We start from the raw sequence: 12,637 nt of genomic DNA, 5'->3' as shown, positions 1-12,637 counted from the left end.
TTGCAGCAAAGTTGAAGGTTCAACTATTCCTGGAGCTACCGTACGTCCCTGCCGTGCGGGGTGGTCCAGTCGATCAGGGGCCCGGCCGGGACGATCCGCGACGGATTGATCCGCGGGTGGGTGCCGTAGTAGTGGCGCTTGATGTGGTCGAAGTCCGTCGTGCCGCCGAAGGCCGGGATCCGGTAGAGGTCGCGCGCGTAACCCCACAGGTTCGGATGGTCGGCCAGGCGGCGGAGGTTGGCCTTGAAATGGCCGAAGTAGACCGCGTCGAAACGGGCGAGCGTCACCCACAGCCGCACGTCCGCCTCGGTGATGTGGTCGCCGAACAGGTAGCGGCGGCCCGCCAGGCGCTCGTCGAGCTCGTCGAGCATGGCGAACAGCGCCGTCACGGCCGTGTCGTACGCCTCCTGGCTCTCGGCGAAGCCGCACCGGTACACCCCGTTGTTCACGGTCGTGTAGACACGCTCGTTCAGCGCGTCGATCTCGCCGCGCAGCGTCGCCGGATAGAGATCGACGCCGGGTGTCGCCCAGGCGCCGAACCGGGTGGCCAGGTCGATGCTGATGTCGGGGAAGTTGTTGCTGACGATCCGGCCGGTCACGCGGTCCCACAGCACCGGCACCGACACGTGGCCGTCGTACCCCGGCTCGGTCGCCTCGTACGCCTCCCGGAGCAGCCGGAAGCCGTTGACCTCGTCGGGGCCGTGACCCGGGCCGTGGCGGAAGGCCCAGCCGCGGCCGTCCCGGACGGGGTCGACGACGGACATGGTCACGACGTCCTCCAGCCCCAGGAGCGACCGCACGATCACCGACCGGTGCGCCCACGGGCAGGCGAGCGACACGTAGAGGTGGTAGCGGCCGGGCTCGGCGGGGAAGCCGCTCCTTCCGTCGGCGCTGATCCGGCCCTGGAAACGGTAGAGCGGGCGGACGAAGGAGCCGTCGGGACGGGTGGCGGCCTTGACCGTGTAGTCGCCGTGGGCGGCGAAGTCCACTGGGCTCGCGACGGGGGCTGTCAGCGTCATCGGCGGCGTCCTCTCCTCGGGATGTCGAGTCCTCGGATGTCGAGCCGAGGTTAACCCGCCGCACCGTCAGGCATCATCCCGCTGCCAGGTCACGACCAGCTCGTTGCGCTGGCCGAACCGCTCGAGGTGGCGGCCGACCACGTCCTCCACGACGGCGAGCGACTCGGCGTCTTCCGCCTCGGCCCGCATCACGAGCCGCTCCGGCTCCGGGGTAAGCACCGCCGTGCCCTTGGCGAAGGCCAGGCGCCGGACCCCGTCCGGCAGTTCCTCGACCTCGAGCTTCCGGCCCAGGTGGGAGGCGAGCTGCTTCGCGTATCGCTCGGCGGATTCGGTGGCGACGAAGGCAGTGGAGCTGGGCAAGGTACCCCCATCTGTCGGCACTTCAGGCGGTCATATCCGTCTAATAGGCATGACCGAATCCGACCGTACGCCATGTCCGGAGATTTGTCCTGTTGTGCGATTGGGCGCCGGCCCGCCGAGCTGCGTCGCCGGCGACGAACGCCTCAGCACACCGACGAGCTCCGATCAGGCCGTGCCGTTCAGTGTTCGGCGGTGGGTGCGTGGAACTCCGCGGGCCGGGTTCGTCCCAGCATGCCGAAGCGCATGGTCGCCAGGCCGAGGGCCAGGATGATCGCACCGGTGACGACGTTGTTCGCGATCGTCCCCGCGGTGTTCGCCCCGCCCCGGATGACCCACGGGGCGATGATGGTCCACAACCCGATCACGGGTGCGATCCAGGAGATGCCGTGGGTGCGGCCGAACGCCGAGCTGTAGGCGAGCGCCAGCATCGCGATCACGAGGCCCGTGACCAGGTTGTTGACGGCGATCGGGCGGTTCTGGAATCCGACGATCCATGGTGAGAGCGCGAGGTAGAGGCCGCTCAACAGGGTGAGACCGTCGGTCAGCTGCGCCGCGGGGTTCGCGGCCGCGGCCTCGTAGCGGGCCCGCAGTTCCATGATGTCGGGGTGTGTTCCGATATCGGCGCTATGCGGCATCTTGCACACCATCCTTCCGAGTGCGGATCTAAGGCCAGGCTACGCCCAACTCATCCCCTTCTTCCCAATTTGGGGGTTTCTGATTGGCGGGCGGGGAGTGACCTCCCTCACCTGATGGGCGCCCGCGTTTAGGTCCTTCCGGTACGGCAAGGGGTCCTTTTCATCGCCGAGCCGTGATGAGGAGGAACGGATCATGAGTACCGAGGACAAGTTCCGCAACAAGGCCGAAGAGGTCGGCGGCATGGCCAAGGAGGGGATGGGCAGGGCCACCGACGACGAACGGCTGGAGGCCCGCGGCCGGGCCGAGCAGAGCGAGAGCAAGATCAAGCAGGCCGGTGAGAAGGTGAAGGACGCCGCCGGCAAGGTGAAGGACGCGTTCACCGACTGACCCGCCCTATCGCCGCTCCTGCCCCGTCTCCCCGGTTCTCGCCGGGTGATCAGGCGGCGTGGGGATCCCGGACGGCGGAGGGGGCGAGGGACGCCGGTGTCGGGGGGTGTTCCCGTACGGCGCCCCCGGGACGGGGCGTCGTGGCCGGGGAAGACGGGCTCAGGCCGTCTGGGCGAAGTCGACCCGGAGGCTTGACGTCACGAGAGCCTGGACGAGTCGCATGATCAGCGCTTCCAGGAGCATCAGGGCCGCCTTGGCGAGAACGGCGGCAATGAAGTCAGACATGAGACACCTTATTAGGACGAAGCTGCGTGCAATGGGAGCATGACGCAGAAACCTCGCATATGGGCGTAGGTGAGGTTACCGTACGGTGAACACTGCATAACGCGCCGGAGATCGGATTTCGATCACCGTCTCCGGGCGATGGGGGAGGGCCTTCTCGTCCATCCGTACGTCGTCCCGATGGGGTGTGCGCGGCCGGGCGGACCGGGTCGATCCGGTCCGTCCGGCCCCTCTGGTCCGTCTGTTACGTCACCTTCCGGTGCTCTTGGTGCGCCCCGCCGTGGTCGCCGACTTGCCTGTGGTCTTGGGTTCCGCCTTCGCCGACGCCCGCTGAGCGGCCCGCGTGGCGGCCTCCCGGGCCGTCTTCTCGCCCGCCGGGGCCGGGGTCGCTCCCGGTGCGGCGGCGCCGGGTGGCGCCGGGGCCTCCGGTCGTGGCGCGCGCAGCGGAGACCATCGCTGCTCCTGCGCCCGGGTCCGCTGGGCGATCATCGTTCCGGCGCCGATCGCCGCGGCCACCGGCCAATCGATCAGACCGAACACCGCCAGCGCGCCGAGCCCTCCGTAATATGCGAGCCGTTCCGGCGGCGGGAGGAACGTCCGCGCGATGCCGACGGCCTGCCCCACGTCCTGGCGGCTCACATGCGGCAGTCCGATGTGCGGAAGGCGCAGATCCGGCGGACGCACCTGGATGCGTACGAACGGCAGGTTCACGTTGAACTGACGGCCCGCTTCCTCCGTCGCCGCGGGAGTCGCGGTCGCGGCCGGTGCACCGCGGGTCGTCGTCTGGGTCACGGTCATGCTTCCTCCCCCGTATGGCCAAGGCGCCATGGCGGGTCGGGGTGACCGACCCGGGCGGCCCACGGACGCAAAATGACCTTTCTATCCTCCACCGCCGCCGCTTGGGTTGCTCGTGGCGATAACGGTTATTTGCCCACTTTTGCAGGTACCCTTTCGCCGCCGGCCTCCACGGGGAGCCCCGGTCGTATGCGGCCCGGCGGGCCCCGGTCAGCGGGCGGCGGTCTCGGCGAGGGCGGCCAGGGCCGCGCCTCGGGCCCCCGCCATGTCGCGATCCTCCACCAGCCGCACCGTGGCCACCTGACGCTGCTCGTCCCGCAGCAGGGTGTGCTCGCGGACCTTGCCGAGGAACCACTCCCGGAAGTGCGGCGCGGCCTCCACCACGCCGCCGCCCAGGAAGTACGCCCCCGGGTCGGTGAAGTTGGCCGCGATCGTGAACAGCCGGCCGATGGCCATCGCCTGCTGCTCGAAGACCTTGAGCGCGAGCGGGTCGCCGTGCTCGCCGTACCCGCGCAGCAGCTTGGCCGCCTTGCCGATGGGCTCGACCCGGGCGAGCTCGTGCTCGGGGAACCGGGTGAGCCAGTACGGCAGCAGGTTCTTTTCTATGCCCGTCAGCGAGGCCACGCTCTCCGCGTCGCCGCTGAAACCGCAGTTGCAGACGGGGACCGGCTGCCCCTCCTCCAGCAGACCCTGCATCGGGACGTGGACGTGGCCGAACTCGCCGGCCATCCCGGCGGCGCCCTTCACCACCTGCCCGGACTCGATGACGCCGCCGCCGAGACCGGTGCCGACGATCGCCGACACCGACGAGTGCCGTGGCGCGTCGGCGCCGAAATGGACGTGATGGGCGTACAGGGCGGCGGCGTTGCCGTCGTTGTTGTAGACGACGGGCAGGCCGAGCCGTTCCTCCAGCGCGCCACGGAAGTCGAAGCCGTACCACCCGGGATCGACGAAGTTGGTCGCGCCCTTCGTGGAGATCACCCCGTCGGCGCTCGCCGGGCCGGGGGAGTCCAGGCCGACCGCGCGTACCCGCGACCTCGCGACGCCGGTGAGCTCCAGCACGTTGTCGAAGGCGTGGCGGAGCCGGTCGACCGCCACCGCGGGCCCCTCACGCACCAGGCTGGGCGTCTCGACCATCCGGTCCACCAGGAAGGCGCCCGAGGCGTCGAGGACCGTGGCGTTGTTGCTGGTGCCGCCGTTGTCGAGGCCGACGACGACCCAGGGCGCTGAGCCGGCCATGGGACTCCTTCCTTCCGCCCGGTATGTCCAGAGCGAAGACTACGAGAGTTTCCATTGGGTGGCACGGGTTTCCATCGGGCACCAGGGGGCGGCCACCCGGCGGACGACGGGATCAGGGCCATGTGCCGGAGAACATCTGACAATGATCCGAGCCCGGCGAAAGGTGAAACGTTCAGCTCGCGTTCCACGGCACGCGCGCCCGCTCGGCGTCCGGCGACACCACCTGAGCTGCGGTGAGGGCGTGGGCGGCGGAACGGGCCGGCGGAGCCGGCGGACGGGCGCCGTTGACCGGGGGCGGGGATCCGCAGAACGATCTGCGTCCGGGGTGGTCCGCGGCCGGTCGTGGCCGGCGGCGGCCCGCGAACCCGCAGAACAGCCGAGCGAGACAGCCTCCCGACGCACGCAGCCGGGGCGGCACCCGCCGGTGCCGCGCGAATCGAAGACCGCGCGAAACGAACGAGGAAGTGAGGGACGCATGAACGGTTCGCATTCCCGTCCCACACGTGGCCCGCGGCTCGCGGGCTTCGGGGGAGGTTCTCCTCGCGCCCGGGGATCGGGTACGGCGGCACGCGGGTGGCGCGGCGTGATCGCCGCTCTCGCCGCGCTGGCGGCCGGTCTCGCGGTCACGCTCGTGCCCGGGACGGCGGCGGCCGCCTCCGCGTGCGATGTTGACTACTCCACCAACCAGTGGCCGGGTGGTTTCACCGCCCAGGTCAAGGTCACCAACCTCGGCCCCGCGGTCGGCTCGTGGACCCTGACCTGGACGACGGGGCCCGGCCAGCAGATCACCAACGCCTGGAACGCCCAGGTCAGCCAGTCGGGCACGACGGTGACGGCGTCGAACGTCGCCTGGAACGGCTCGCTGGGCACGGGAGGCTCGGCCGACTTCGGGTTCCAGGGGACCTGGTCCGGCAGCCTGGCCGCGCCGACCGGCTTCGCGCTGAACGGCGTGTCGTGCGACGGGACTCCGACGCCCTCGCCGACCCCGACCCCGACCCCGACCCCGACCCCGACGCCGACTCCCACTCCCACCCCGACGCCGACGCCCACCCCGACACCTACTCCCACCCCCACCCCGACACCGACGCCTACTCCGACCCCCACGCCTACTCCGACGCCTCCGGGCGGCTGCGCGGGCGCGGTGGTCTGCACCGGCTTCGAGGACCAGCCGGGCGGCACACCGACCGGTGACTGGCAGGTGGTCACGCCGAACTGTCAGGGGACCGGCACCGCCGTCATCGACACCTCCACCGTCCACAGCGGGTCGAAATCGCTGCGGATCAACGGCGGCGGAGGTTACTGCAACCACGTCTTCGCCGCCACCACCCGTGACGTGTCGGCCGTGGCCCCGGTGGTGTACGGGCGGATGTGGGTCCGGCACACCACGGCGCTGCCGGCCACCCACGTCTCCATGATCACGATGTCCGACTCCCGCGACGGCGGCAGGGACCTCAGGATCGGCGGGCAGAACGGCGCGCTGCAGTGGAACCGGGAGTCCGACGACGCCACCCTGCCCGAGCAGAGCCCGTCGGGAGTCGCGCAGAGCTCCCCGCTGCCCACCGGCAGATGGGTGTGCCTGCGCTTCCAGATCGACACCACCCAGCAGTCGATGCGCACCTACCTGGACGACCAGGAGATCGCCGGGCTGCGCGTGGACGGCGTCCCGACCCAGGACATCGACGCCCAGTGGCTGCGCCGTACCACCGCGCCGCGCCCGACGACGTTCCGGCTCGGCTGGGAGAGCTACGGCGGCGACCAGGACACCCTGTGGTACGACGACGTGGCCCTCGGACCGAACCCGATCGGCTGCTGAACCGGTAAGACCCGGTAAGACCCGGTAAGAACCGACACAGACCCGGCCCCCCGCACCCCCCGGCGCGGGGGGTCGCCCATGCCCGGCGGAACGCCGCCGGGGGAACTTCCCGTCCGCCCGGACGTGTGCCGCCGGTGTGGCGGGTATGGGGACTAGTTCTGCCATACCGAGGACAGGAGGCTTCCGATGGCACAGACCGTGGCGGATGTGATGACGTCCAATCCGGCGACCGTGGAGGCGAACGACACCGTGTCGGCGGCGGCGCGGCTCATGCGCGACAACGACGCCGGCGGCGTCATCGTCACCGACGGCGGACACGTGTGCGGCATCATCACAGACCGTGACATAGCCATCCGCGTCATGGCCGATGGAAAGGGCCCGGACACCCCGGTACGTGAGGCCAGCAGCGAGGAGCTCACGACGGTCTCTCCGGACGCCACCGTCGACGAGGTCGTCCGGCTCATGCGGGAACGGGCCATCCGCCGGGTGCCGGTCGTCCGGAACGACCAGGCGGTCGGCATCGTCAGCCTCGGGGATCTCGCGATCGAACGGGACTCCCGGTCGGCTCTGGGGGACATCTCGGCCGCGCCGCCCAACCAGTGAACCGACGCCGTCGAACAGGAAACGGGCGGATCTCCGCCCGTTTTCGGGTACGCCGGTCCCCGGCGTGATCCCGAACCCGGGAGGGTAGGCATTCGACGGTGCCCGATTCGAGGGCATGGGGGAGATCCCGGCCCGAAGCGGGGCGGGCACGGACATGGGCGGCGAATCCGAAGGGAGAGTCCCATGACCGATGTACGACACCCGATTCCCGAGCTGATGAGGGAGAACGACGTCATCGATCTGCTCGTCCACCAGCATTCGATGATCAGAGATATGTTCGACGAGGTGGCGGAGGCGCCGGACGACGGGCGGGCGGAGGCGTTCCGGCGGCTGGTGCGGATGCTCGCCGTGCACGAGACCGCCGAGGAGGAGATCGTGCATCCCTACGCCCGGCGCAAGCTGGACGGCGGCGCCGCGGTGGTCGCGGACCGCCTGGCGGAGGAACGCGCGGCCAAGCGGCTGCTCGCGATGATGGACAGGAACGGGCCGCAGCACCCGGACTTCCTCTCGAACCTCGACGAACTGCGGATCGCGGTGCTGACGCACGCGCGTGCCGAGGAGCGGTACGAGTTCCCTCGGCTACGGGCCCGAACCTCGGCGATGGAACGCCGGGCGATGGCGCTGGGCCTGCGGGCGGCGGAGGCGATGGCCCCCACCCGGCCGCGCCCCGGGGTGGAGTCCGCGACGCGGAACCTGCTGTTCGGGCCGCCCGCGGCCATCATGGACAGAGCCCGTGACCTGATCATGAAGGCCGTCGGCAGGAAGAAGGACTGACCGGCGGTGGTACGGCCCACGCCCCCGCGGGCGTGGGCCGTACCATTACCGGTCTCCGCCGGTTCCGGGTCCGGCGCTCAGTGGGGCCGCAGGCTGTACATCGGGTGGGTGCCCTCGGACTCCAGGCGGTATTCCCGGCCGGACTTCGCGCGGTTCTCGTCGATGACACGCTCGCTCGGCGGCTCCTGGTCCCCGTGGATCTGGGCCTGCCAGCGCTGGAAGCGCTCGTGCGCCTCCTGGACGTACCCGGTGCCCAGCGTGGTGTAGTCGATCTGGGTGGCGATCACCTCGCGGATGTAGCCCTTGTTCGGCTCGAACGTCACCGGCGCCGGCAGCCGCGGGGCGAGGATCTCCTGCGGCTCCCGTCCGTCGTGCCGGCGCATCATCTCCGCCGCGATCCGCAGGTGCTCGAGTTCCATGTTCAGGTGCAGCTCCCAGATGGCCTTCACCTTGGGATCGGTCTCGGTCTCCATGAACGAGTAGTACAGGTAGCACTCGTTGTACTCGTGGTTGATCAGCTGCTCCCACCACGTCTCGCCCGGGTCGACGAGCGACTCGTAATGCGTGACGTGCTCCTCCTCGATCAGCGCGATCTCCTGGTAGAGCTGCCGGGCGATCGGCTCCATGTACATGGGTCCGACGTTCATGTAGAAGTTCATCGTCTGCTGCTCGGCCGACATGATGGTCAGCGCGTGCAGCTTGGAGATCGGAGCCGCGGTGTTCCTGTCGTACGGCTCGCGCACGTTGTCGATCGGATGCCGCTGGTGCATCTTGGTCGGCCGGCCCGGCATCACCTCGGTGAGCGCGTCGACGACCTTCTCGGCCTTCCGGTGCTCGATCATCTCGAACAGGTTGGCGTACCGATAGAGGTGGTCGAAGTCCTCCAGCAACCCGAACTGGTAGGCCTGTTTGAGGTACGGATCGGGTTCCATCCGGGCGATCCACGCGGTCAGATCGGTCGCCACCTGCTCGTAGGCGAGCGTGGTCTCCAGCACCGAGGCGAGCCCCGGCAGCAGCCAGTTGACCGCCTTCTGCTGCTGCGCCTCGATGAATCGGGTCTCGGCCAGTTGCTGCCGGTCCTCCAGGTCGGGGCAGTGCCGGGCGAGATGACGGTTGAACATGATCGCTTCGATCTCGATGCCGTTCATCGTGATGATCCGGCACCGGGTGTACGGATCGGCGTGATCCGGGTCGATCGGGGTCACGTTCAGCTCACGCCAGTTGCGTAGCTGACGGTCGAGAGGAATTCCTCGTTCCTCCAGCGGATTGAACGTCATCTCGCCTGCTCCTTCCCCCGATAGGACGTACAGGTCCTGCCCGGACAGAGCGGCATCTATCCGGGCATGTCCCTGTTGTCGGCGCAGGGCCTACCCAAGCCTGTGACCTGGGCAAACCTGTCACGAGGTATGGAGGATTCACCAGAGGACATCCGTTATCTTTTCCTTCCTCCACCCCCCGTAGATTTCGATCTCTCGCCAACCCGGCGGATTCTCACCCGGCCGGAGGCGGTGATGCACGACAAGCCGCCGGCCGCCCTGTCAGCGTGAGTCGGGACCGGCCAGACCGGCCCGGCGCAGGGCCTCGGCCATCGCACCACCCGCCGGGGCGGCGCCCGATCCGCGGCCGCTTCCGCCCTGTCTCTGGCCCTGCCCCTGACCTCGCCGCCGGCCGTCGCCCCGGCCCTGCTGCTGCCCGGCGGCCGGACGACCCCGCTGGGCGCCCGGCCCGTTCTGGCCGTTCTGGCCGCGGCCGGTGACCTCGTCGTCCAGCCGCAGCGTGAGCGAGATGCGCTTGCGCTGGATGTCGACGTCGAGCACCTTCACCCGCACGATGTCGCCCGGCTTGACCACCTCGCGGGGGTCCTTGACGAACGAGTGCGACATCGCGGAGACGTGCACCAGCCCGTCCTGGTGCACGCCGACGTCGACGAACGCGCCGAACGCGGCGACGTTGGTCACCACTCCCTCCAGCACCATCCCCGGGGCCAGATCCGCGAGCGTCTCCACGCCCTCCTTGAAGGCGGCGGTCTTGAAGGCCGGACGCGGGTCGCGCCCCGGCTTCTCCAGCTCCTTGAGGATGTCGTTGACGGTCGGCAGCCCGAAGGTGTCGTCGACGAAGTCGGCCGGCCGCAGCGAGCGGAGCACCGAGGTGTTGCCGATCAGCGCACGCAGGTCGCCGGACGTCTTGTCGAGGATGCGGCGCACCACCGGGTACGCCTCCGGATGCACGCTGGACGCGTCGAGCGGGTCGTCCCCGCCGGGGATGCGCAGGAAGCCCGCGCACTGCTCGAACGCCTTCGGGCCGAGCCGTGGGACGTCCTTGAGGCCCCGGCGCGACCGGAACGGGCCGTTGGCGTCCCGGTGCGCCACGATGTTCTCCGCCAGGGTGGCGCCGATGCCGGACACGCGGGTCAGCAGCGGGGCGGACGCGGTGTTCACGTCCACTCCGACGCCGTTCACACAGTCCTCGACCACCGCGTCGAGCGAGCGCGACAGCTTCAGTTCGGACAGATCGTGCTGGTACTGCCCCACGCCGATCGACTTGGGGTCGATCTTCACCAGCTCCGCGAGCGGGTCCTGGAGGCGGCGCGCGATCGACACCGCGCCGCGCAGCGACACGTCGAGACCGGGCAGCTCCTGCGAGGCGTAGGCCGAGGCCGAGTAGACCGAGGCGCCCGCCTCCGAGACGACGACCTTGGTGAGCCGGGGCATGCGCCGTACCAGCTCGCCCGCGAGCCTGTCGGTCTCCCGCGAGGCGGTGCCGTTGCCGATCGCGATCAGTTCGACGCCGTGCTCTGCCGCGAGCCGTGCGAGCACGTCCAGCGACTTGTCCCACTGCCGCTTCGGCTCGTGGGGATAGATGGTCTCGGTGGCGACCACCTTGCCGGTCCCGTCGACGACCGCGACCTTCACGCCGGTGCGCAGCCCGGGGTCGAGGCCCATGGTGGGCCGGGCGCCGGCGGGCGCGGCCAGCAGCAGGTCGCGCAGGTTGGCGGCGAAGACGCGGACGGCCTCCTCCTCGGCGGCCTGCCACAGCCGGGTCCGCAGGTCGATGCCGAGGTGCACGAGGATCCGGGTGCGCCAGGCCCACCGGACCGTGTCGGCGAGCCACCGGTCGGCCGGCCGGCCCCGATCGGAGACGCCGAACCGCTGGGCGATCCGCAGCTCGTAGTCGTTCGGGTCCTCGGCCTCGGGGTCGAGCGTGAGGGTGAGGACCTCCTCCTTCTCGCCGCGGAACATCGCGAGGATCCGGTGGGAGGGCAGCGACGTGAACGGCTCGGAGAAGTCGAAGTAGTCGGCGAACTTCGCCCCGGCCTCCTGCCTGTCCTCCCGCACCTGCGCCACCAACCGGCCGCGGGCCCACATCCGCTCACGCAGATCGCCGATCAGATCGGCGTCCTCGGCGAAGCGCTCGACCAGGATGGCCCTGGCCCCCTCGAGCGCCGCCGCCGCGTCGGCCACGCCCTCCCCGACGAACGCCTCGGCCGTGGCATGCGGATCGAGGTCCGGCTCGGCGAGCAGCCTGTCGGCCAGCGGCTCCAGCCCCGCCTCCCTGGCGATCTGGGCCTTGGTGCGGCGCTTGGGCTTGAACGGGAGATAGATGTCCTCCAGCCGGGCCTTCGAGTCCGCGGCCATGATCTGCGCTTCCAGGGCGTCGTCGAGCTTGCCCTGGGAACGGATGGAGTCGAGGATGGCGGCCCGCCGTTCCTCCAGCTCCCGCAGGTAGCGCAGCCGCTCCTCGAGCGTGCGCAGTTGCGTGTCGTCCAGCATGCCCGTCGCCTCCTTGCGGTAACGGGCGATGAACGGCACCGTGGCCCCGCCGTCGAGCAGGTCGACGGCCGCGGTCACCTGGCTTTCGCGCACGCCGAGCTCTTCGGCGATCCGCTGCTGAATGGACGTCGTCACTATCTTGATCCGCCTTCACATTGAGGTTCGGGGAAGATTCTGCACGCTGCGCGCTCCGAGTGTCGCCTCGCTTGCTTCGATTCGCCTGGTTCCGGTGGCTCGGATTCCGTCCGATGACTCCTCCGAGCCTGCCGTACGGCTCCCGCGCCCGCCGTACGGATGGACGGGGAGGCCGGACGCGACCCGTCGTGTGCCGGGGCGGGTTGAGGGGACGGGGGAGGGGCCGGACGGGGGTGGTGGGGGTGAGGGGAGAGCCCGGCGGTCTCGGACGCCGTGCTCTCCCGTTTCCCGGACGGTCACCGGGAGGTCTCCGCCGCGGCGGAAGGCGGGGTCGAAGGTGCGCTGGACAACGCTGATCGGAGGTCTACGCCTCCGCGGGCAGCGCTGTCGTGGGGTCGGGCACGGCGGGAGCCCGCGTGAACGGGACGGGAACGGCCGGTCGCGACCGTCGTACGGACTCGGCGTGATGCCCGAGATAGCCGGTGGGGAACGTGGTGACGCTGCCGCAGCCGCAGGCCGGGCAGCTCATGCCCGACCACGGGGGCTGGACGGGCGTGCCCTCCCGGGTCCACACCACCACGTCGTTCCCGTGCCCGTCCGACATCCGCCGCACCAGATACTCCTCCTCCCAGACGAGCAGGCAGCGCAGACATTCGAACGGCCACGTCTCATAGGTGCTGAAACCCTCCTGCACCCGACTCACCCCCCGAAGTGTGATAAATCCCCCTTTTGAGTTTCCTCGTGTCGGGGAACTCCCGCAACACGAGGGCGGTCACGCTCGGTAATGTTCTCGTCGCCCACCGTTGGCGGCGATCTGGGGGCGG

13 protein-coding genes are annotated in these 12,637 nt (G+C 70.0%); 4 read left to right on the top strand and 9 right to left on the bottom strand.

Annotated features, from left to right (window positions below; genetic code table 11):
• Nucleotides 1-35 precede the first annotated feature (35 nt).
• The 3 genes from AP234_RS06420 to AP234_RS06410 all read right to left on the bottom strand — a co-directional run bounded on the left by AP234_RS06420 (nucleotide 36) and on the right by AP234_RS06410 (nucleotide 2,014).
• Nucleotides 36-1,019 (bottom strand): glutathione S-transferase C-terminal domain-containing protein, encoded by a 984-nt coding sequence (locus AP234_RS06420; RefSeq protein ID WP_083501829.1) that lies wholly within the window; start codon nucleotides 1,017-1,019, stop codon nucleotides 36-38.
• A 66-nt stretch (nucleotides 1,020-1,085) separates the two neighbouring features.
• On the bottom strand, nucleotides 1,086-1,379 hold the full coding sequence (locus AP234_RS06415; RefSeq protein ID WP_055478598.1) for a DUF2218 domain-containing protein: 294 nt from the start codon (nucleotides 1,377-1,379) through the stop codon (nucleotides 1,086-1,088).
• A gap of 179 nt (nucleotides 1,380-1,558) precedes the next feature.
• Nucleotides 1,559-2,014 carry an SPW repeat protein gene (locus AP234_RS06410; protein WP_055478851.1) on the bottom strand — a complete coding sequence of 152 codons (456 nt, stop codon included), beginning with the start codon at nucleotides 2,012-2,014 and terminating at the stop codon, nucleotides 1,559-1,561.
• A gap of 193 nt (nucleotides 2,015-2,207) precedes the next feature.
• Between AP234_RS06410 and AP234_RS06405 the strand changes: the two genes are divergently transcribed.
• Entirely contained in the window at nucleotides 2,208-2,402 is a 195-nt protein-coding gene (locus AP234_RS06405; RefSeq protein ID WP_055478597.1) for a CsbD family protein, read from the top strand.
• A gap of 159 nt (nucleotides 2,403-2,561) precedes the next feature.
• Here AP234_RS06405 and AP234_RS39125 read toward each other — a convergent pair whose 3' ends face one another.
• The 3 genes from AP234_RS39125 to AP234_RS06395 all read right to left on the bottom strand — a co-directional run bounded on the left by AP234_RS39125 (nucleotide 2,562) and on the right by AP234_RS06395 (nucleotide 4,718).
• Nucleotides 2,562-2,687: a hypothetical protein gene (locus AP234_RS39125; protein WP_268778015.1), complete on the bottom strand. Its 126-nt coding sequence runs from the start codon at nucleotides 2,685-2,687 to the stop codon at nucleotides 2,562-2,564.
• Between the two features lie 246 nt (nucleotides 2,688-2,933).
• Nucleotides 2,934-3,482, bottom strand: a complete 549-nt coding sequence (locus tag AP234_RS37805) for a hypothetical protein (RefSeq protein WP_055478596.1) — start codon at nucleotides 3,480-3,482, stop codon at nucleotides 2,934-2,936.
• Between the two features lie 207 nt (nucleotides 3,483-3,689).
• A complete protein-coding gene (locus AP234_RS06395; RefSeq protein ID WP_055478595.1) occupies nucleotides 3,690-4,718 on the bottom strand; it encodes an ROK family protein in 1,029 nt (342 codons plus the stop codon).
• A 475-nt stretch (nucleotides 4,719-5,193) separates the two neighbouring features.
• Between AP234_RS06395 and AP234_RS06390 the strand changes: the two genes are divergently transcribed.
• The 3 genes from AP234_RS06390 (at nucleotide 5,194) to AP234_RS06380 (ending at nucleotide 7,908) form a co-directional block, all read left to right on the top strand.
• Nucleotides 5,194-6,531, top strand: a complete 1,338-nt coding sequence (locus AP234_RS06390) for a cellulose-binding domain-containing protein (protein WP_083501828.1) — start codon at nucleotides 5,194-5,196, stop codon at nucleotides 6,529-6,531.
• A 186-nt stretch (nucleotides 6,532-6,717) separates the two neighbouring features.
• Entirely contained in the window at nucleotides 6,718-7,134 is a 417-nt protein-coding gene (locus tag AP234_RS06385; protein WP_055478593.1) for a CBS domain-containing protein, read from the top strand.
• Between the two features lie 183 nt (nucleotides 7,135-7,317).
• On the top strand, nucleotides 7,318-7,908 hold the full coding sequence (locus AP234_RS06380) for a hemerythrin domain-containing protein (protein ID WP_055478592.1): 591 nt from the start codon (nucleotides 7,318-7,320) through the stop codon (nucleotides 7,906-7,908).
• Between the two features lie 77 nt (nucleotides 7,909-7,985).
• Here AP234_RS06380 and AP234_RS06375 read toward each other — a convergent pair whose 3' ends face one another.
• The 3 genes from AP234_RS06375 to AP234_RS06365 form a co-directional block, all read right to left on the bottom strand.
• A complete protein-coding gene (locus tag AP234_RS06375) occupies nucleotides 7,986-9,185 on the bottom strand; it encodes a hypothetical protein (protein ID WP_055478591.1) in 1,200 nt (399 codons plus the stop codon).
• 261 nt (nucleotides 9,186-9,446) lie between these two features.
• Complete coding sequence (locus AP234_RS06370) at nucleotides 9,447-11,813, bottom strand: Tex family protein (RefSeq protein ID WP_055478590.1); 2,367 nt, start codon at nucleotides 11,811-11,813, stop codon at nucleotides 9,447-9,449.
• Nucleotides 11,814-12,177: 364 nt separating this feature from the next.
• Nucleotides 12,178-12,516: a hypothetical protein gene (locus AP234_RS06365; RefSeq protein ID WP_055478589.1), complete on the bottom strand. Its 339-nt coding sequence runs from the start codon at nucleotides 12,514-12,516 to the stop codon at nucleotides 12,178-12,180.
• Between the last annotated feature and the right edge of the window lie 121 nt (nucleotides 12,517-12,637).

This window comes from Sphaerimonospora mesophila (genome assembly GCF_001417795.1).
Lineage (GTDB): Bacteria > Actinomycetota > Actinomycetes > Streptosporangiales > Streptosporangiaceae > Sphaerimonospora > Sphaerimonospora mesophila.
Note: the sequence above shows the minus strand (reverse complement) of the source record. Positions and strands in the feature narration are given on the sequence as shown.